This window comes from Variovorax sp. RA8 (genome assembly GCF_901827175.1).
Taxonomy (GTDB): domain Bacteria; phylum Pseudomonadota; class Gammaproteobacteria; order Burkholderiales; family Burkholderiaceae_C; genus Variovorax.
Window position 1 is genome coordinate 5,788,253 of record NZ_LR594662.1, and the last position, 18,713, is coordinate 5,806,965.

Here is an 18,713-nt window from a genome sequence, read left to right on the forward strand (position 1 = left end):
TCCTGTTCAGCCGCCAGCAGCCAGCTCGCGTTCGAGCACCTTGGGGTTGTCGCGCCAGCGCTCCAGCCATTCCTGCGCCACGTCGCCCGGGTACACATCCTCGAGCCCTTCGCGCAGCGCCTTGACGATCGCGTTGGCGAGCGCGCCGGGTGTCACCTTCGGCGGCGGCATGTGCTGGTTCCATTCGTCGTCGATCGGCCCCGGGAACACGTTGACAACGCGAATGCCGGCCGGCCGCATTTCGGCGCGCAGGCATTGCGCCAGCGAATACGCCGCCGCTTTCGAGGCGCTGAAGGTGCCGTGCGGCGGGAAGTTCGCGAGCGCGTAGATCGACAGCAGGTTGACCCAGGCCGTGGCGCTGGTCACGCCATCGGCCGAGCGGCCCTTGAGCGCCGGCCCGAATTCCTGCGCCAGCCGCAGCAGGCCGAAGTAGTTGATGTCCATCTCGGCCTTGGCCACGTCGGTGCCGCGGCGCGCGCCGATGCCGAAGGTGCGGTGCACCTCGGCGTTGTTGATCACGATGTCGACCTTGCCGCCGATCTCGCCGGCCAGCTCGCTGACCGAACGGCCGTTGGTCAGGTCCAGCGGCACCAGCGTCACCTGCGGCAGGGCCGTGATGTCGTCCATTCCGCCGAGCTTCTTCCAGGGCTCGGCATGGCCGACCCAGACGATGTCTGCACCGGCCTTCACCAGGGCACGCACCAGGGCCTGCCCCACCGGGGTCTTGCCATCGGTGACCAGCGCCTTGCGGTACTTCGGGTCGCTGGTCATCTCGCGCAGCATCTTGTCGTCGGCCATATGGGCACTCCCTTCGTTCGGAAATCCAATGAGGACGGCCTGTCCCGCGCGGTCCAGGCGCGCGCCCACGCGCACCCGCGCCGGCGCATCGCCGACCTCGCCGTGCAGGTGGACCATGAGCGTCGGGCCGGTGTCGAGGTGCACCAGGCCCAGGCGCCAGGGCAGGCGCTCGCGGAAGAACAGGTCGTTGCTGTGATGCAGCGTGGTGGTGCTGATGAGCTCGCCTTCGCCGGTCTGCTCGCGCCAGTGCAGGCGCGGCGAAAGGCACTTGTGGCAGGCCTCGCGCGGCGGGTACTGCACCGTGCCGCAGTCCTTGCAGGTCTGCAGTTCGAAGCGGCCTTCGGCGGCCGCGGCCGTCATGCCCAGCGCGACGCGGCCGCGGGAACCCGGCGGCAGGTTCATCTGCCGCGTGCGCAGGATCGGGTTCTTGCGCTTGGGGCGCATCAGGGGCATGGTCATGACGGTCTTCCGAGGATGACCGCGCCGGTGCAGAGGCAGCGGTCGTAGGTGACCATGCCGAAGCCCGCGACCAGGCCGAGCTTCGCATCGGGCACGGCGCGGGGGCCGGCCGCATCGGTGAGCTGGCGGATCGCCTCCACCATGCCGAGAAAGCCACCGGCCGCGCCGGCCTGACCGGCCGAGAGCTGGCCGCCGCTGGTGTTGTTGGGAAAGCTGCCGTCGAAGGTCATGGTGTTCGCGCGCACGAATTCCGGGCCCTCGCCCTTCTCGCAGAAGCCCAGGTCTTCGAACTGCATCATCACGATCACCGGGTAGTCGTCGTAGGTCTGGACGAAGTCCAGGTCGGGGGGCGTGACGCCGGCCTGTGCGTAGAGGTCGTCGCGGTCCTTGCGCCAGCCGCCCTGCACCATCACCGGGTCTTCGGCATAGGCGTTGTGGCGCTCGATGGCGCCGCGGATCACCGCATGCGGCAGGCCCAGGTCGCGGGCACGCGCCTCGCTCATCACGAGGAAGGCATCCGCACCCGCGCAGGGCATCACGCAGTCGAACAAGTGGATCGGGTCGGAGATGGGCCGCGCATCCATGTATTCCTCGAGCGTGAGCGGCTTCTTGAACACGGCGTTCGGGTTGCCCAGCGCATTGGTGCGCTGGTCCACCGCGATGCGGCCGAAGTCCTCGCGCTTGGCGCCGTAGGTGCGCATGTAGTTCGCGGTGATCATCGCGAAGATCGAATTCGGCCCGCCGGAGCCGTAGGGGTAGCTCGCATCGCGCGCAAAGTTGCTGAAGCTGCCCAGGGTCAGGCGGAAGGAGTCGACATGGTTGGTGTCGGCACCCACGCAGGCCACGATGTCGGCGTCGCCTGCCTGCACGGCGCGCGCGGCGCGGCGCAGGCACATCACGCCCGAGGCGCCGCCGGTGGGCATGTGGTCCAGCCAGCGCGGCGACAGGCCCAGGTGCTGCGTCACGCCGACGGCCGTATCGGGCGCGAGCGAGAAGCTGCTGAGGCTCAGGCCGTCGATGTCTTCCTTGGCGACGCCGCTGGCCTTGACCAGCGCATCGAGGGCCTGGCCGATGAACCAGTGCGCACTGCGCGTGGAATAGCGTGCATAGGGCACGGTGACGGGGACCGCCACCGCGACGCCTTCGTAGGAAAGGCGCTTGCTCATGCCTGCCTCTTCTTCATCGCACGGGTGTCGATGCAATGCGGCTGGCCGGGCAGCGCCTGGGCCAGCTCGCGCAGTTGCCCGCGCTGGATCTTCTGCGAGGCGGTGAGCGGCAATGCATCGACGAAGGCGACATAGCCCGGCGCCTTGTAGTAGGCCAACTGCGCCAGCGCATGCTCGACGATGCTGCCGGCGATTCGGGCGCGCTCCGAGGCATCCACGCCATCGCGCACCACGATGCAAGCCAGCACCTCGTCGCCGCGCACCGGGTCAGGCGTGGCGGCCACGGCAGAACTCTTGACGGCCGGGTGCTGGTTCAGCACGCTCTCGACCTCTACCGCGGAGATGTTCTCGCCGCTTCGGCGGATCACGTTCTTCTTGCGATCGACGAAGAAGAAGTTGCCTTCGGCATCGCGCCGCACCAGGTCGCCGGTATGGAACCAGCCGCCGGCCCAGGCTTCGCGCGTGGCCTCCTCGTCCTTCAGGTAGCCGGAGAAGAAGTAGCGGCGCGGGTCGGTGCCTGCGGAGCGCACCAGCAGCTCGCCAGGCGTGTCGGCGGGCACGTCGCGGCCTTCGTCGTCCAGCAGCCGGACCTCGACGTAGTCCTGCTGGCGGCCGAAGCAGCTCGTGCCCACCTGGCGCGGCTCGCGGTTGGCCATGATGCAGGCGCCGGCACCGGTCTCGGTCATCGCCCAGGCCTCGACCAGAGGGAAGCCGAAGCGGGCCTCGAAAGGCGCGTGGTTCTTGCGGTCCACGCCGGCGCCGAAGCCCCAGCGGATCGCATGGTCCTTGTCGGCCGGCGAATCGGGCGCGGCCAGCAGCATCGCCGGCATCACGCCCAGGTAATGCACGATGGTGGCGCGGCTCTCTCGCGCGCTCGCGAGCCAGGTCTTCGGATGGAAGCGGTCCAGCTGCACCAGGCAGCCGCCGGCCACCAGCACCACCATCGTGGAGAAGGCCATCGCGTTCATGTGGTTGAGCGGCAGCGGCGTGATCACGCGCTCGGCATCGGGACGGATGGCGCACACGCCGTCGAGGGCCGCGTACCACTCGCCCGCGCGCAGGAAGTACGCGTTGCTCAGGATGCAGCCCTTGGGCCGGCCGGTGGTCCCGGAGGTGTAGAGCAGCGCGCATTCGGTGTCGAGGCCAATCGCTTCGTGAGGGCGCGGCGGCGCCGTGGCAGCAGGCGGGACCACGTCGTCCGGTCCCATGGTCTCGAAGGCGATGCCGGCCAGTGCCGCCGCGGCACGCAGATCGGCCACGCGCTCCGGCAAGGTCACGGCCAGGCCGATCTCGCTGTGGCCGATCAGATAGACGAGCTCGGCCGAACGCATCTCGGCATTGATGGGCACCACGCTCACGCCCAGCGCGTTCAGGGCGAACCAGTGCAGCAGGAAGGCAGGCCGGTTCTCCAGCAGCAGTCCCACGCGGTGGCCGTGGCCGTAACCCGCAGCCTGGTAGGCCAGGCGCAGGCGCTCGACCTCGGCGGCAGCCTCGCCCCAGCGGATGGCGCCCGGTGCGATGCCGTAGGCCGCGGCGGTCACCGATTCGGTAAACAGGAACTCCGCATCCGGCGTGCGCGCCGCGGTGGCTGCGAAGCATTGGTAGACCGACGTGTGCATCGCGTCCCTAGATGAAAAGCTGCACCGCAGGCAGTGCCGCGTCGCAGTTGAGCAGGTTCACGCGCTTGAGCGTCATGCGCAGTTGGCCATCCACCTGCGTCAGGTGGTGGAAGAAGGTGCCGACATAGAACTGCAGCTCGTCGCCTTGCGATTCGGTGTAGTGGAACTCCGTGCGCACCACGAAGGCATTGCCCGCCTCGTCGAACAGCTCGACCGTGGGCATCTGCAGCAGGTGATGGCAGCGGCTCGGCGGCTGCTGCGAGAAGGCGCGCGGGCTCTTCAGGCGCTCGATGCGCAGGTCGCGCAGGAGCTTGTCCTCGTACAGATGCGAGCAGTGGTTGAGCCCGTCCTCCTGGTCCGGCGTCGCCGGCACCCAGTAGTAGGCGTCGTCGGCGAAGAGCGCATTCCATTCCTCGTAGCGCTTGGCATCGAGCTGGCGGCACTCGTGCACGACGAAGTCGATCAGGTCCTGGTGCAAGACGGCCATTACATCGTCTCCGTCATGTAGCGCGCCCAAGACCGATACTGGTTGCGCATCGGCAGCTCGTTGGTGCCGCCGGTGGTGATCTCGCCGCCCTTGAGCTCCTCGGGATCGTAGTTGCGGTGCAGGCTGACCCACTCGTTGCCGGTCGCGTGCAGACCCGCCTGCATGCCCCGATAGGCCTGCAGGTCGTCGTGGCCGACCACCGAGAAGGGCGAGTTGATGAGCCGGTTGTACATGGCAGTGCGCTGCAGCAGCTCGGGCGGCGCGCCCTTCAGGCGGAAGGTCCAGCTCTCGATCAGGGTCTTGTCGGCCGCGATCGGCTTGACCACGCGAATCGCCTGGATCGCGCCCTTGATCGTGAGGTTGGGGTAGTACACCGTGTTGTGGCGCGCCATGCCGAGGATCTGCGCGGTGCGCTCCTCACCGTACTTCGCCTTCATCGCGTCGTCGTATTCGGGGATCGCCTTGTACTTGCTGTGGATGCTGAAGTGCACGCCGGTGAAGCTGTGGCCGTTGTCGTAGGTCCGGATGCCCATGTCCTCGAAGAACTTGTAGTCCGACATGAAGGGCACGAACTGCTCGATGGCCATGGGCTTGGGCTCGTCGGCCGGCTTGTCGGCCCACATGCGCTTGGCGGTGCCGGCCGAGGACTCGTGCGCCACCATCGGATGCATGGTGTCGTTGAGGTTCTCGACGAACATCTTCCAGTTGCACTGGTGCATGAAGCGCAGGCAGCCGCCGGCGATCTCCAGCTCGCCTTCGGGCGAGCGGTCGGCCATGTTGTCGATGGAGCTCAGCGAGTCGCCGAAATATTCCTCGAAGTCCGGGCCGACGTCGTTGATCTTGACGAAGATGAAGCCGCGGTGGCTGCGCACGTTGCGGATGGAGGTCAGTCCCTTGGCCGACTCGCATTCGTGCAGCTGGGTGCCCTCGTAGCCGTTCTTCAGCGGAATGGCCAGCAGCGCGCCGTCGGTCTTGAAAGTCCAGGCGTGATAGGGACAGCGGAAGAACTTGCCGGTGTTGCCGCAGGGCGCGTTCACCAGCCGCGAACCCTTGTGGGCGCAGCGGTTCATCATCGCGCGCAGCGAGCCGTCGGTGTGGCGCACCACGATCAGCGGGCGGCCGGCGATCTCGTTGCTGATGTAGTCGCCCGGCCTGGGCAGCTGGCTCTCGTGGCCGACGTAGTTCCAGGTGTTGGCAAAGAAGTGCTCCTGCTCCAGCTCGAACAGCTCCTGGCTGACGTAGAGGTCGCGGTGCACCCGGTCGTTCTGCACCAATGCACGAACCGCGTCGGGATTGCCTCGGTAGGACGTCATCGTTTCTCTCTCCTTCAGATGTCCAGCACCAGCCGCGGGCCCTTGGCGCGCGAGATGCAGATCTGCATGACGTTGCCTTCTGCCTTCTCGCGTGCACTCAGCACATAGTCGCGATGGTCGATCTCGCCTTCAAGCACCGGCGTCGCGCACACGCCGCATTCGCCGCGCTTGCAGTCGTACAGCGGGTCGCAGCCATGCTCGATCAGGCAGTCAAGGATGCTCTGATCCGCGGGCACCGTAAAGCGCTGTCCCGACTGCGCGAGCTCCACCTCGATGGGCTGGTCGCCTGCCTCGGCGACCGGCGTGGTGAAGAGCTCGAAGTGCACGCGGTCGTGTTCCCAGCCGCGCGCCTGGGTGCGGGCCAGCACGGCGTCGAGCATGACCTTGGGGCCGCAGACGTAGAGCCGGTCCCCGGCGGGCACGTCGTCGAGCACCGCATCGATGTCCAGCGGGCCTCCGGCGTCGGCGTCGGCGTGCACGCGCAGGTCCCCGCCCAGCAGCGCGTGCAGTTCGGGCAGGAAGGCCATCAGCTCGCGGCTGCGGCCGGCATAGTGCAGGCGGACGGGTGCGCCCTCGGCGCGCCGGCGCGCGGCCATGCTGGCCAGCGGGGTGATGCCGATGCCGCCCGCAATCAGCACCGTGCCGCCCGGACCGGTATGCAGCGGGAAGTCGTTCTTCGGCGGCTCGATGGTGATCAGGTCTCCCTGCTTCAGGCGCTCGTGCATGAAGCGCGACCCACCGCGGCCCTCGTCCTCCTTGCGCACGGCGATCACGTAGCGGGTGGGCGCGTTGGTCGCATTGCGCTCGATCGCGAAGTTGATCAGCGAGTAGTGGCGCCAGTCCTTCGCACCATCGGGCAGTTCAACCTGCACGCGGACATGGGCGCCGGCGCTGTAGCCCGGCAGCGCATGGTTGTCGTCGGCGCGCAGCACGAACATGCGGATCAGCGGGTTCAGCTCGCAGGCCTCGGCGACGCGCAGTTGAAGTGTGTGGGTCATGCGTGTCTCTCTTGTTCTCTATTCAAGCCAGCGCGTGCCGTGACAGCGCCGCATGCAGCTGGTGGCCCTGTTCATCGGCCAGCGCCGCATCGCGCAGCTCGCGCAGCGTGGCGGGCGCCATGCGGGTGCCTGCGCGCTGGAAGGCGGCCATCAGCGTGTCGTAGTTGCGCAGGCCGCGTTCGTGCGTGTCGCTGTAGCCCTTGACCAGGCGCTGGCACTGGGCGAGCTCGATCGCCAGCTCGGGATGCTGCACGGCCGTGCCGGCGACGCGCTGCAACCATTCCTCGATGCGGCGGTTCTCCTCGGCATAGCGCAGGGTGCTGCGGCGCCAGCGTTTCATGGCGGCGACGGCGGAGAGCATCAGGTAGCCGTGCAGCGAGCTGGTACGGATCACGCGGCCCTTGCGGGTCATGCGCTCCACCAGGCGGCGCGGCCAGCCCGAGCCCATCAGCCACCTGCCGAGGCCACTGGGCAGGGTCTCGCAGATCTCCTGCAGCCGGGGATGCATGTACTCGTTAATCGCGAGCAATTGCCCTTCCTGCACGCCCGCCTCGCCGCGCACGCGATCGAAGCGCGAGGCGCGGGTCTTGAGCGCCGCGACGCGGGCCGTGTCCTCGTAGGACATCCACAGCGCCAGGTGGCGGGCAGTCTCGCGCTGCAGGCGATGGTCCTCGCCCGCCGGGAGTGCGGCGATCGTGGCCATGCGGTCGAGGTAGAGGCCTGCGTAGTCCGGGTCCTGGTAGTCGATCAGGCGCCGCACGCCTTCGAAGAGGACGGGGTGCAGCGTCGGCGCGAAGTCGCGCTGGACGCGTTCGACCAGGGCGCGCACCGCGGGGTGGCTGGGCTGCGGCGCGGCAGCGGAGGCCGGCACCGGCTTCTCGTCCTCGCCCGCGCCCTGGGCCCGCGCGAAGCCAACGCTGAAGGCCTTCAGGCTGGGCTTCACGCCCACGCCGCCACGCTCGACGGTGGCCTCGAACTGGGCGCGGCTGAAAGGCAGCACGCCGGAGCCGGCCAGCGCGCCGAAGAGCACGGCGCTGATGACGCTGCCCGAAGCCTCGGCGGCCTGCGCCATGTCGAAGCGGATGAAGCGCTTGGCGGCCTGGTCGGCGTGCGACAGCAGCTCGGCGCTGTCGACCCGCCCGTCGCCCATGGCGCTCTTCTCGGCAATGGAGTACACGCGATGGGTGGAGGCGATCAGCGTGCTGCGGTCCTTGGTCACCAGCCCGCGCTGCACGGCGCGGCCGGCTTCCATCAGCTCCGAGGCGAGCACCACGTCGACGTCGCCCGGCAGCGGCATCAGCGCCAGCACCGGCCGGCCGCCATCGGCCTGGGCCTGCGCCTCGGGATAGAGCTCGACGTAGTAGATGGTCGCGCCGGTGCGCTGGGCCACGCCGGGCACCGAGGTGGTCTGCGCGACGTATCCGTTGGCCTCGCCCATGTCGACGATCCAGTCGGCCAGCACGCCGCCGCCCTCGCCGCCCATGGCGAGGATCGCGATCTTGATAGGTTGTGTCTTGCTCATGGATCAGAACGCGTAGGCAGCGCGGCGCCTGGCCTCGCCGCGCTGCAGCCATCCGATCACGCCGGCGCGCACACGCTCGCGGAACCGGTCCCAGCCCGTCGGATTGCTCACGATCTGCGCCTTGTAGAAGGACGGGCAGAGCACGGCGGCATGCGAGACGTCGCCGCAGTTGCCGCAGCCCACGCAGCTGTCGAGCACGGTGGCAACGGGATCGGTGCGCAGCGGATCGGGATTCGCCTTGATCGAGAGCGAGGGGCAGCCCGAGAGGCGGATGCAGGAATGGTCACCGGTGCAGGTGTCCTCGTCGACCCCGAACTTGTCGCGCACCATGCGCTTGCCTTCGGCGATGGCCTTGCGCACCAGCGGCTTCTCGCGGCGCTGCTTGTTGAGCATGCACTCCGATTGCGCGATCAGGACCTTGGGGCCCTTCTGCTTCGTCGTCAGCGCTTCCTTGATCACGTCGCGCATACCGGCAACGTCGTAGGTGCGGCGCATCGTGCGCACCCATTCCACGCCCACGCCGCGGACGGCGCGCTCGATCGCGTGGCCGGTGCTGCGCGTCGCGTTATGTGCCTTCGAAGAGAGGATGTCCTGGCCGCCGGTGGCCGAGGTGTAGTTGTTGTCGACCACGATGGTCAGGTTGTCGCTCCGGTTGAAGACGGCGTTGGCCACGCCGCTGGTCAGCCCGTTGTGCCAGAACCCGCCGTCGCCCATCATCGAGATCGCGCGCTTGCCTGCAGGCGCGTTCAGCGCGGCGGCGCCGGCGCCGCCCAGGCCGTAGCCCATCGTCGTGTTGCCGATGTTGAAGGGCGGCAGGATGGAGAACAGGTGGCAGCCGATGTCGGCGCTCACGTGGTGCGGGCCGAGCTCGCGCTCCACCAGCTTCATCGCGCTGAAGATCGGCCGCTCCGGGCAGCCGGTGCAGAAGCCCGGCGGGCGGGCGTGGACGCTGTGGCCCAGCGGCAGGGCCGGCTCGGGCGCGCCATCGACGCCGATCTCGGCCACTTCCCTGAGCGGGATCACCTTGCGCACCGGCGCCGGGACCGGCAGGGGCTGCAGCCGGCCATAGCGCTCGCCGAAGGTGCGTGCGCCTTTGAGCAGCTCGGCCGCCGTGTATTCGCCCGCGACCGGCAGCATGTCCTTGCCGTGCAGTGCGGTGGTGGAGCCGGCCTGGCGCAGGATGGTGGCGAGGTTCTGCTCGACGAAGTTGGGCTGCCCCTCCTCCACCACCAGCACCGCGCGCTTGCCTTCGCAGAAGCGCAGCACTTCGTTGTCGACCAGCGGGTAGGCCACATTCATCACGTAGAGCGGCACCTGCGTGTTGCCGTAGACATCGGCCAGGCCCAGCCGTTCGAGGGCGCGCAGCAGGGTGTTGTAGCTGCCGCCCTGGACGATGATGCCGATGTCGTCGGCGTCTTCCGAGAAGAACTCGTTGAGTTTGTGCTCCTCGATGAAGCGCAGCGCGGCGGGCCAGCGCTCCGTCACCTTCTCCTGCTCATGCACGAAGCTGGCCGGCGGCAGCACGATGCGGCTGACGTCGCGCTGCGGGTTCTCCAGTGCGTCCTTCAGCGTGAAGGTGGGCCGGCGATTGGCACCCGCCACGAAGTGCCCGTGCACGTGGCAGGCACGGATGCGCAGCTGCAGCATCACCGGCGTGTGGCTGGCTTCGGACAGCTCGAAGCCTTTCTTCACCGCCTCGACGATGGAGGGCAGGTTGGGGCGCGGATCGAGCAGCCAGATCTGCGACTTCATCGCGAAGGCGTGGCTGCGCTCCTGCATGATCGAGGAGCCTTCGCCGTAGTCCTCGCCCACGATGATCAAGGCGCCACCGGTCACGCCGCCCGATGCCAGGTTCGCCAGCGCGTCGGAAGCCACGTTGGTGCCCACCGTCGCCTTGAAGGTGACGGCGCCGCGCAGCGGATAGTTGACCGAGGCAGCCAGCGTGGCGGCGGCCGTGGCCTCGCTCGCGCTGTTCTCGAAGCGGATGCCCTGCTCGGCCAGGATGTCCTGGGCGTCGGCCAGCACATCCATGAGGTGCGAGATGGGCGCGCCCTGGTAGCCGGCCACATAGGAAACACCCGATTCGAGCAGGGCCTTGGTGACTGCCAGAATGCCTTCACCCCGGAACACTTCGCCCTCGGCGAGCCGAAGCTTCTTTACTTCCTCGACGAAAGATCGTTCAGCCATGGTTTGTTTCTTTCCCGTTTCGGCGTGGGAGCCGCTTCATCGCACGGTCTCTATAATGTTTACAAGTGAATGTATCCACAATCATGAATAACCCTAGACACGCAAGCTGCGTGCCTGCCTGAACCGAGGGACGCAACATGGCCACTGCCGCCTCCAAGAAGAAGGCCTTGCGCTTCGTCGACGACTACCTTCCCGCATTGCTCGCGCAGGCCAGCCAGCTGATTTCCTCGGAGTTCCACGTGGTGGCGCGCCAGCACGGCTTCTCGGTGTCGGAGTGGCGGGTGATGGCGTCGCTGGCAGGCGGCGAGCCCATCAGCATCGGCCAGCTGGCCCAGGTCACGGTGACCAAGCAGCCGACGGTCACCCGCCTGCTGGATCGCATGGAGTCCAAGGGCCAGGTCGAGCGCCTGCCCCACGACAGTGACCGGCGCGTCACGCTGGTGCGCATCACCCGCAAGGGCGCCAAGACGGTGGAACGGCTGATGGAACTGGCGCTGGAGCACGAGCGGCGCGTGCTCGAGCCCTTCGGGCTGCTGCGCGCCGAGGAGTTGAAGACGACGCTGCGGCAGATGATCGAGCTGCACGCCCGCGCGCCGGGAGAGGCAGACGAGGCGGAAGAGGAGTAGCGCCTACACGCGCGCCAACGCCAGCGCCAGCCGGGCGCCCACCTCGGCGTTGTGCTTCACGAGCGCGATGTTGGTCGCCAGGCTGCGCCCGCCCGTCAGCGCCTTGATGCGGGTGAGCAGGAAAGGCGTGACGGCCTTGCCGGCGACGCCCTGCGCTGCAGCCTCGGCCAGCGCCTGCTCGATGATCGCATCGATCTCCTCGCGCGGCAGTGCCGCGGCTTGCGGCACCGGTGTGCTCAGCACCACGCCACCCGCGAGGCCCAGGGCCCACTTGGCGCGGATGAAGCGAGCCTGCGCCTGCGCATCGTCCAGCCTGTAGTCGGCGCGAAAGCCGCTGTCGCGCGTGTAGAAGGCCGCGAAGTTGTCGTGGCCGCAGCTGAGCACCGGGACACCATGCGTCTCCAGGTACTCCAGCGTGAGCCCGATGTCCAGGATTGACTTGGCGCCGGCGCACACCACCGCGACCGAAGTCCTCGCCAGCTCCTGCAGGTCGGCGGAGATGTCGAAGCTCTGCGACGCACCGCGATGCACGCCGCCGATGCCGCCGGTGACGAAGACCTCGATGCCGGCCAGCGCCGCGCAGATCATGGTGCCGGCCACGGTCGTGGCGCCGAGCTCGCCGCTGGCGAGCACGGCCGGCAGGTCGCGCCGGCTGACCTTGTGCGCCTGGCCGGAGCGCCCGAGCAGTTCCAGTTCATCGTCCGACAGGCCGATGCGGATGCGCCCGCCCACCAGCGCGATGGTCGCGGGCTCGGCGCCCAGGCCGCGGATCACGGCCTCCACCTCGCGCGCCGTGCGCACGTTCTCAGGGTAGGGCATGCCGTGCGCGATGATGGTCGACTCGAGTGCGACGAGGGGACGGCCGGCCGCGCGCGCGGCGGCCACTGGCGCGCTCAGGGTGAGCCAGGACTGGGCAAGCTGGGCGTCCATGTCGATGCTTTCTCGAGGCGGGTTGATGCGGTGCGCAAGGATCTCAGATCCCGCCGCCGCGCACCACTCTCAGGGCACCAGGACCGCCCTGCCCCGGTGCCCGCGCTGCGTGATCCATTCGAGCGCCGCGGCGGCTTCGCCGAGGGCGAAGCGCTGCACCTGGAGCGTCAGCCTCCCGTCCGCCAGCCGCGCCAGCAGCTGGGGCACTGCGGCACGGCCGGCCGCTTCGCGCCGGAACATGTTGAGCGGCAGCAGCGCCACGTCGCGCTGCAGGAAATGGGCGATGTTCAAGGGCAGCATGTTGCCGGCCGTATAGCCGACCAGCACCGCGCGGCCGCCGGGCGCGACGCAGGGCAGCGCGGCCTCCAGCACCGGACCACCGACGGTATCGACCAGGAGCTCGACGGGCTGTTGCTGCTGCGCGGCTTCCTCGGCGCGCGTGAGCACGATGGCGCCCGCCTCGCGCGCCAGTTGCACCGTCATCGACCCCACCGCACCGCTGGCGCCGGTCACGAGCACGCGCTCGCCCCGCTGCAGCTTCGCGACCTCGTGCAACGCGACCCAGGCCGAGGTGCAGGGCGAGAAGAAGGCCGCGCCGAGCGCCATGTCGAGCCCGTCGGGCAGCAGGCCCAGCGCCTCGTCGGGCGCATCGATCAACTCGCACCAGGTGCCGTTCTCGGTCGTGCCCAGCCCGCTGCCGCGCAGCCACACGCGCTGGCCCGCCGGATAGCTCCCGCTCGCGACCACGGTTCCCGCGGCCTCGACGCCGGGGATGTAGGGCAGCGGCGGATGCTTGAGAAAGGCGCCGCTCCAGACGGTGCGGTCGATGTGGCCGACGGTGGCTGCGGCCATGCGCACGATCGTGCGGCCGGCACGCGGCTGCGGATCGGCCTCTTGCCCCAGCACCGGCCCCGCGTCGAAGGCCGGAATGCGCACGGCCTTCACGGCAGCGTCTCCAGAAAATCCACCACGGCGTTCGCGAAAGCCTCGGGCATCTGGTCGGGCAGCGGCACCATGCCGCCTTCGATGTCGACGATGCGGGCCTGCGGGATGTGCGCCTTCAATTCCTGCGCGTGCGGAGCTGCGAAGGGGTCGTCGGTCGCGCAGAGGATCAGCGTGGGCTGACGCACTTTCGCGATGCGCTCCTCCATCCGATAGGCAGCCACGGCACGGTGTCCCTCTTCCATCCGGCCGCTCACCTTGAGCGCATCCAGCACGAAGGCCTCCAGCAGCTCGGGCCGCCCTGCCGGATAGAAGCCCGCGCGCTTCTGCCACAAGGCCGCAAGATGGCTGCCGTCGTCGCTCATCGCCACTTCGTCGATGGGCGGGCGCTCGGCCCGCGCGCGGCGGAAGGCCGCATCCGTGTACGGCGTCGAGGACAGCACCAGCCCGTGCACGCGTGCGCCGAAGGTGCTCGCCAACTCGACGCCGATCACGCCGCCCGTGTGATGGCCCACCACATGCGTGCGAGCGATGCCCAGCGCATCGAGCAGCTCGATCGCCACGCGCGCCCATTGCTCGATGCTGGCGGGCACGGCGCCGTCGTCGGAATCGCCGAAGCCCGCGGTGTCCATCGCCACGGCTCGGAAGCGCCGTCCGATCAGCGGCAGGACGTGCCGGTACTCGGCCCAGCTGCGCGGCGACTGGTGCAGCAGCAGCACCGTCTCGCCGCGCGGATCGCCGCAGCTCGCGTAGTGGACCTGCCCGACCGACAGATCGGCGAAGGCGCGGCGGATGCTCCTCATGGCTGCGTCCGCTCGGCCGGCGGCCGCCAGAGCCCGGCGTGCTTCAGCATGCCGAGGGTGCGCGCCAGCACATCGCGCCGGTAGGCGCCCACGTCGCGACCCGCGTAGTCGTAGAAGCCGCTGCCGCTCTTCAGGCCCAGCCGGCCCTCTTCCATCATGCGGTCGAGGATGGCCGGCGCGGCATAGCGTGCGGGATCGATCGAACCCGACATCTCGCGGCTCGCATGGTGCAGGATGTCGGCGCCGCCGAAGTCGATGAACTCCACCACGCCCAGCGCAGCGAAGCGAAGGCCGAGGCCGTAGCGCGTGGCCTTGTCGATCTCCTCGGCAGTGGCGGCGCCCTCCTCGACCATGCGAGCGGCCTCGTTCATCACCAGCGCCTGCAGGCGCGGGACGATGTAGCCGGGGGTCGGGCCGCAGACCACGGGCAGCTTGCCGATCGATTCCATCAGCGCCTTGGCGCGCGCCAGGACCGCGGGATCGGTGCCCGGGTGGCAACTGAGCTCCACCACCGGGATCACGTAGGCCGGGTTGAGCCAATGCATGTTGAGGAAGCGCTCCGGCCTCTTCACCAGCGCGGCGATCTGGGTGACCAGGATGCTGCTGGTGGTGGAGGTGAGGATGGCATCCTCGTGGCAATGGCGGTTGAGCTGCTCGAAGGCCTCGCGCTTGGCGTCCAGCGTTTCCGGCACGCCCTCGAAGATCAACTCGGCGCCTGCCAGCGCGCGCGGCGCTTCGGCGGCGGGGACGAGCTCGACGCGCGCCGCGATCGCCGGCACCTGCGCCGCATCGAGCACCCCCAGCTGCGCCAGGCCTGCGAGGCTGGCTTCGATCTCCGTGCGCGCCTCGGCGCGCAGCTTCTGCCAGGCCTCTTCGCTGCGCACGCGCAGATCGACGAGCGAGATGCGGTGGCCCGCATACGCGAAGGCGATCGCGATGCCACGCCCCATGCGGCCAGCGCCGACGGCAGCGAAGCGCGGCGCTGCGGCCTCATTCGCCATCGTGCAGCCTCTTCTTCAGCTCGGACTGGCTCAGCCCGGCCAGGCCCAGCGCCTCGAAGGTGCGCGGGCCCTTGCGCAAGTCGCGGCCCAGGAAGCCGCCGACGATGGCCAGCAGGCCATGCGCGATGGGCGCATCCACGCCCGCATGCCGCGCCGCCGATGCCAGGAAGGCCAGGCCCAGCTCCGTGTCCTCGGTGATGTAGCGGTGGGCGTAGAGGTCGATGTTCTCGCGCCAGTCGCCCGACTTCACCAGCTGCTTGTGGGCATCGCCGTACATCCATTGGTCGTTGTTGTAGTGGTCGGCCAACGGATAGTGCGGCGCGACATGGCCGAAGGCTTCGCGCACCGCGATGCGCTCCTGGTCCAGCCGATCGGTCACGTCGCGCACCGCGCGCTGCGTGCCCTCGTTGTGGATGTCCCAGCGCTCGAAGTGCTGCAGGGGCGCGGCATTCATCACCATCAGCGGCGGGTGGATGATCGGACCTGCATTCATCAAGGCCCCCGAGAGCGCATCGCCGCAGCCGTGCACGCTCGGATAGGCCTGGCGGATCACCTCCAGCGCCTGGCCTTCCTTGCGCGCCGGATAGACGCCGGTCGGCAGGCGGATCGCGCGGATCGTGACGTTGACTTCGCGCTCCCCATGCTTGCGCGCGAGGTAGGGCAGCGTGCCGGTCTCGGCCCAGGCCACGTCGGCGCGGCTGCCGGCCTGCTTGACGATGCGCGCCATCACGAAACTGCCGAAGGTGCCGGGGGGCAGGAACACCACCTGCCCGTCGACCAGGTGCGGCGCCATGGCCCGGGCGATGTCCTCCTGCGCGATCGCGGGCGTGGGGAGCACGATCAGCGAGGCGCCGCGCAACGCCTCGCCGATGTCGGCCGTGGCCAGCGCGATGGGCACGTCGCGCGCGCCGCGCGCGTCCTTCAAACGGATGGAGCCAGCCTGGCGCACGGGCGCCAGCGCATCGGCATCACGCCGCCAGAGGCGCACCGAATGGCCGGCTTCGGACAGGTCGGCAGCGGCGGCATAGCAGCCATGGCCGCCGCCCAGGATCGCGATGTTCATAGAGCAAAAAGTGTTGTGGGCCACGGGCCGCCGACATCCAGAGCGGCGGGCTCATAGGTACATTACTTTTCATCAATTCGGCTGTCAACTATCATCTACCCCGAGCCCAGCAGGCGATCGAGCTCGGCCAGCGAATCGACGAAGCCGTCGGCGTCCACCTCGCGCACCGGCTGGCCGTGGTTGTAGCCGTAGCTCACCAGCACTACAGGACATCCGGCCGCGCGCGCGGCCTTCGCGTCGTTGCTCGAATCACCGACCATCAGCGTGCGCGCCGGCGCGCTGCCCAGCGCCTCGCAGGTCTTCAGGAGCGGCAGCGGATCGGGCTTCTTGCGCTCGAAGGCCTCGCCGCCGAACAGATGCTCGAAGTAGCCGTCGAGGCCCTTGGCCTCCAGCAGCGGGCGCGCGAAGGCGATGGGCTTGTTGGTGAGGCAGGCCAGGCGCAGGCCGCGTGCGCGCAGCGCGGCCAGGCCTTCGACGACGCCGGCGTAGATCGACGCATGCTGGCCGTTGATGGCAAGGTAGTGGTGCACATAGCGGGGCCAGGCCGCCTCGAAGAGCGCGGCATCGGCTTCGCGATCGTCGCGCACCTGGCGCAACACGGAGCGGATCAGGTGCTCGGAGCCCTTGCCGATCATCTGGCCGATCGCCTCGGCCGTGATCGGCGGCAATGCGAGTTCGTCGAGCATGCGGTTGAGCGCCACGACGAAGTCACCGAGCGTGTCGATCATCGTGCCATCGAGATCGACGATGGCTGCCTCGAGGCGCGGACGGCGCAGGGCCGCAAGATCGGGGGAGTGCAAACTAGATCTCCAAAATGGGGATTATTTCTGACTGCGAAGTCATGCAGAACAAGAGGGCTGGCAAACTGTTCGCGATCCAGAGTCCTTCAGGGAGGCGCGTCATGAAAAACTGGCAAGAAGATTTGCTGCGCATCATCGCCGTTGCGCCCGGCGAGCAGAAGATCTTCGACGAAATCGTTAGTGCCGCGCACGGACTGGGCTTCGAGTACTGCAGCTACGGACTTCGATTCCCATTCCCGATGTCGAATCCCAAGGTACTAACCTTGTTCGAATATCCGCGCGCATGGGCCGAGCGCTACCATGATGCTGGCTACGTCAGCACCGACCCCACGGTCCTGCATGGCCGGCGCAGCAGGATGCCCGTGGTCTGGAGCGATGCGCTGTTCGCGTCCGCCCCGCAGCTCTGGTCAGAGGCGCAGTCCTACGGGCTACGCGTCGGGTGGGCCCAGTCGAGCCTGGACGCCAACGGCGTCGTGGGCATGCTGACCTTGGCGCGCTCGGGCGAGCAGCTTTCGACCACCGAACTCGAGTCCAAGGAACCGCGGATGCGATGGCTGGTCAACGTCGCGCACCTGGCACTCACCCAGGCTTTGACGCCAACGCTGGTCCAGGATGTCCACCTGACCAGCCGTGAACTCGAGATCCTGAAATGGACCGCCGACGGCAAGACCTCGGGCGAGATCGCGCAGATACTCGCCATCTCCTCCGACACAGTCAACTTCCATGTGAGCAATGCCACTGCCAAACTCGGCACTGCGAACAAGACAGCCGCGGTCGTACGGGCCGTGATGCTCGGATTGCTCAATTGACGTGCCCGCCGAGCGTCACTGTGTTCCAGCGGCACGATCGGCGCGAACGGGGCAAACGCGCAGAGAGTCCATTCAATGAAAGATCTCGCCTTTGATGCACCGATGTATTCCGATGGCCTGCTGCGCCTTTCGAACCCGGCGCTGCAGACACTGCAGCTGACACACCTGGTATCGGGCATTTACGACGAGCCGGCGTTGCAGACATGCGGTCGACCCACCACGATCACGGGCTACACGGAATGGGTCGATGCAGCGGGATCGCCCGCAACGCTGGGGTGGGACTGGGAGATTCGCTGCATGCCCGGCCAGGTCCGATGGCATCGCCTGAGCCTCCCTTTCACCAATGTGCTGCTGGTCAACGAGGATCAGCGGGACTTCTCATGGCAACGCAACCTGCAACGCCTTGCAGAGTGGGTGGACACTCTGGCATGGACCGAGCCGCTACGTACCGCGTTGATCCTTCGATACGCCTGCCATTCCGGCCACTAACTATTTGGTTGGCCCAGTTGTCCTACCAACATTGGTAGTTTCCATCCGCCTCCGGTTTGGGTGAAATACCACCCACTACAAAGGAGTCAGGGTGGAATTCACTACAGGAACATCACGCGACTTGCCCGACGAAGTTCTCATCGGGCTCGCTCAATACCGGCACAAGGTATTTGTCGAAACCTTGGGGTGGGACCTGCCCACGCAAGCCGGGTTGGAACTCGATCAATTCGATCGTCCGGACACTCTCTATGTGGCCGCGCGTGAAGAGGGGCGCTATATCGGCGTCGCCCGATTGCTGCCTACCGTGCGACCGTATCTTCTCAGTGAGGTCTTCCCTGAGTTGATGGGCGATGCACCGCCACCCCAGTCCTCCGATGTCTGGGAGCTCTCGCGGTTCGCTGCGATCGACTTTCATTCCAACGTTCTTTCGGGCCCGTTCTCATCTCCAACGACCGTCGGCTTGTTGGAGGCCGTCCAGTCCTGCGCGCTTCGGCATGGCGCGAGCCGTCTCATCACCACCCTGTCCTCCCCCGGCATCGAGCGATTGCTCCGAAAACTAGGCTTCCTGGCCTACCGCGCAGCCCCGCCCCAAATCATCAACGGACATCCTCTTTTCGCATGCTGGATCGAACTGAACAACACGTCGAACGTGCGCAGCTGAGGGGCACTCCTCCCCGCTGCGCCGATCGGCCGTCCCGCAT

At 68.1% G+C, this 18,713-nt stretch carries 18 protein-coding genes; 4 read left to right on the forward strand and 14 right to left on the reverse strand.

Annotated elements, in window-relative coordinates:
• Positions 1–6: 6 nt before the first annotated feature.
• Genes E5P3_RS27625 through E5P3_RS27660 form a run of 8 tightly spaced genes read right to left on the reverse strand, consistent with a single transcriptional unit; the run spans position 7 to position 10,549 of the window.
• Positions 7–1,257: an SDR family NAD(P)-dependent oxidoreductase gene (locus E5P3_RS27625; protein ID WP_162588867.1), complete on the reverse strand. Its 1,251-nt coding sequence runs from the start codon at positions 1,255–1,257 to the stop codon at positions 7–9.
• Positions 1,254–2,423, reverse strand: coding sequence for a thiolase family protein (locus E5P3_RS27630; protein WP_162588868.1), 1,170 nt, complete (start codon positions 2,421–2,423; stop codon positions 1,254–1,256). The genes E5P3_RS27625 and E5P3_RS27630 overlap by 4 nt, the downstream gene beginning before the upstream one ends.
• Positions 2,420–4,042 (reverse strand): AMP-binding protein, encoded by a 1,623-nt coding sequence (locus E5P3_RS27635; protein WP_162588869.1) that lies wholly within the window; start codon positions 4,040–4,042, stop codon positions 2,420–2,422. The genes E5P3_RS27630 and E5P3_RS27635 overlap by 4 nt, the downstream gene beginning before the upstream one ends.
• A gap of 7 nt (positions 4,043–4,049) precedes the next feature.
• Positions 4,050–4,529 carry an aromatic-ring-hydroxylating dioxygenase subunit beta gene (locus E5P3_RS27640; protein ID WP_162588870.1) on the reverse strand — a complete coding sequence of 160 codons (480 nt, stop codon included), beginning with the start codon at positions 4,527–4,529 and terminating at the stop codon, positions 4,050–4,052.
• Positions 4,529–5,842 carry an aromatic ring-hydroxylating dioxygenase subunit alpha gene (locus tag E5P3_RS27645; protein ID WP_162588871.1) on the reverse strand — a complete coding sequence of 438 codons (1,314 nt, stop codon included), beginning with the start codon at positions 5,840–5,842 and terminating at the stop codon, positions 4,529–4,531. Before E5P3_RS27645 ends, E5P3_RS27640 begins: the two co-directional genes overlap by 1 nt.
• Before the next feature lie 14 nt (positions 5,843–5,856).
• Positions 5,857–6,840, reverse strand: a complete 984-nt coding sequence (locus E5P3_RS27650; RefSeq protein ID WP_162588872.1) for a PDR/VanB family oxidoreductase — start codon at positions 6,838–6,840, stop codon at positions 5,857–5,859.
• Between the two features lie 22 nt (positions 6,841–6,862).
• Positions 6,863–8,362 carry an indolepyruvate oxidoreductase subunit beta family protein gene (locus tag E5P3_RS27655; RefSeq protein WP_162588873.1) on the reverse strand — a complete coding sequence of 500 codons (1,500 nt, stop codon included), beginning with the start codon at positions 8,360–8,362 and terminating at the stop codon, positions 6,863–6,865.
• Positions 8,363–8,365: 3 nt separating this feature from the next.
• Positions 8,366–10,549, reverse strand: coding sequence for a thiamine pyrophosphate-dependent enzyme (locus E5P3_RS27660; RefSeq protein WP_162588874.1), 2,184 nt, complete (start codon positions 10,547–10,549; stop codon positions 8,366–8,368).
• Between the two features lie 137 nt (positions 10,550–10,686).
• Here E5P3_RS27660 and E5P3_RS27665 point away from each other — a divergent pair, with 137 nt between their 5' ends.
• Positions 10,687–11,175 (forward strand): MarR family winged helix-turn-helix transcriptional regulator, encoded by a 489-nt coding sequence (locus tag E5P3_RS27665; protein WP_162588875.1) that lies wholly within the window; start codon positions 10,687–10,689, stop codon positions 11,173–11,175.
• Positions 11,176–11,178: 3 nt separating this feature from the next.
• Here the strand turns inward: E5P3_RS27665 and E5P3_RS27670 are convergent, their stop codons facing one another.
• From E5P3_RS27670 to E5P3_RS27695, 6 genes are all read right to left on the reverse strand, one after another.
• Complete coding sequence (locus tag E5P3_RS27670) at positions 11,179–12,105, reverse strand: pseudouridine-5'-phosphate glycosidase (protein WP_162588876.1); 927 nt, start codon at positions 12,103–12,105, stop codon at positions 11,179–11,181.
• Between the two features lie 69 nt (positions 12,106–12,174).
• Positions 12,175–13,050: a quinone oxidoreductase family protein gene (locus E5P3_RS27675; protein ID WP_162588877.1), complete on the reverse strand. Its 876-nt coding sequence runs from the start codon at positions 13,048–13,050 to the stop codon at positions 12,175–12,177.
• Positions 13,047–13,850 (reverse strand): alpha/beta fold hydrolase, encoded by an 804-nt coding sequence (locus E5P3_RS27680; RefSeq protein WP_162588878.1) that lies wholly within the window; start codon positions 13,848–13,850, stop codon positions 13,047–13,049. Before E5P3_RS27680 ends, E5P3_RS27675 begins: the two co-directional genes overlap by 4 nt.
• Positions 13,847–14,851 carry a 3-hydroxybutyryl-CoA dehydrogenase gene (locus tag E5P3_RS27685; RefSeq protein ID WP_162588879.1) on the reverse strand — a complete coding sequence of 335 codons (1,005 nt, stop codon included), beginning with the start codon at positions 14,849–14,851 and terminating at the stop codon, positions 13,847–13,849. Before E5P3_RS27685 ends, E5P3_RS27680 begins: the two co-directional genes overlap by 4 nt.
• Positions 14,841–15,914, reverse strand: coding sequence for an NAD/NADP-dependent octopine/nopaline dehydrogenase family protein (locus E5P3_RS27690; RefSeq protein WP_162588880.1), 1,074 nt, complete (start codon positions 15,912–15,914; stop codon positions 14,841–14,843). Before E5P3_RS27690 ends, E5P3_RS27685 begins: the two co-directional genes overlap by 11 nt.
• A 95-nt stretch (positions 15,915–16,009) precedes the next feature.
• Entirely contained in the window at positions 16,010–16,714 is a 705-nt protein-coding gene (locus tag E5P3_RS27695) for a phosphoglycolate phosphatase (RefSeq protein WP_269473995.1), read from the reverse strand.
• A gap of 101 nt (positions 16,715–16,815) precedes the next feature.
• Here E5P3_RS27695 and E5P3_RS27700 point away from each other — a divergent pair, with 101 nt between their 5' ends.
• The 3 genes from E5P3_RS27700 (at position 16,816) to E5P3_RS27710 (ending at position 18,673) form a co-directional block, all read left to right on the forward strand.
• A complete protein-coding gene (locus E5P3_RS27700; RefSeq protein ID WP_162588881.1) occupies positions 16,816–17,523 on the forward strand; it encodes an autoinducer binding domain-containing protein in 708 nt (235 codons plus the stop codon).
• A 75-nt stretch (positions 17,524–17,598) separates the two neighbouring features.
• Complete coding sequence (locus E5P3_RS27705; RefSeq protein ID WP_162588882.1) at positions 17,599–18,012, forward strand: DUF4902 domain-containing protein; 414 nt, start codon at positions 17,599–17,601, stop codon at positions 18,010–18,012.
• A 91-nt stretch (positions 18,013–18,103) separates the two neighbouring features.
• Positions 18,104–18,673, forward strand: a complete 570-nt coding sequence (locus E5P3_RS27710) for an acyl-homoserine-lactone synthase (RefSeq protein ID WP_162588883.1) — start codon at positions 18,104–18,106, stop codon at positions 18,671–18,673.
• Positions 18,674–18,713 lie beyond the last annotated feature (40 nt).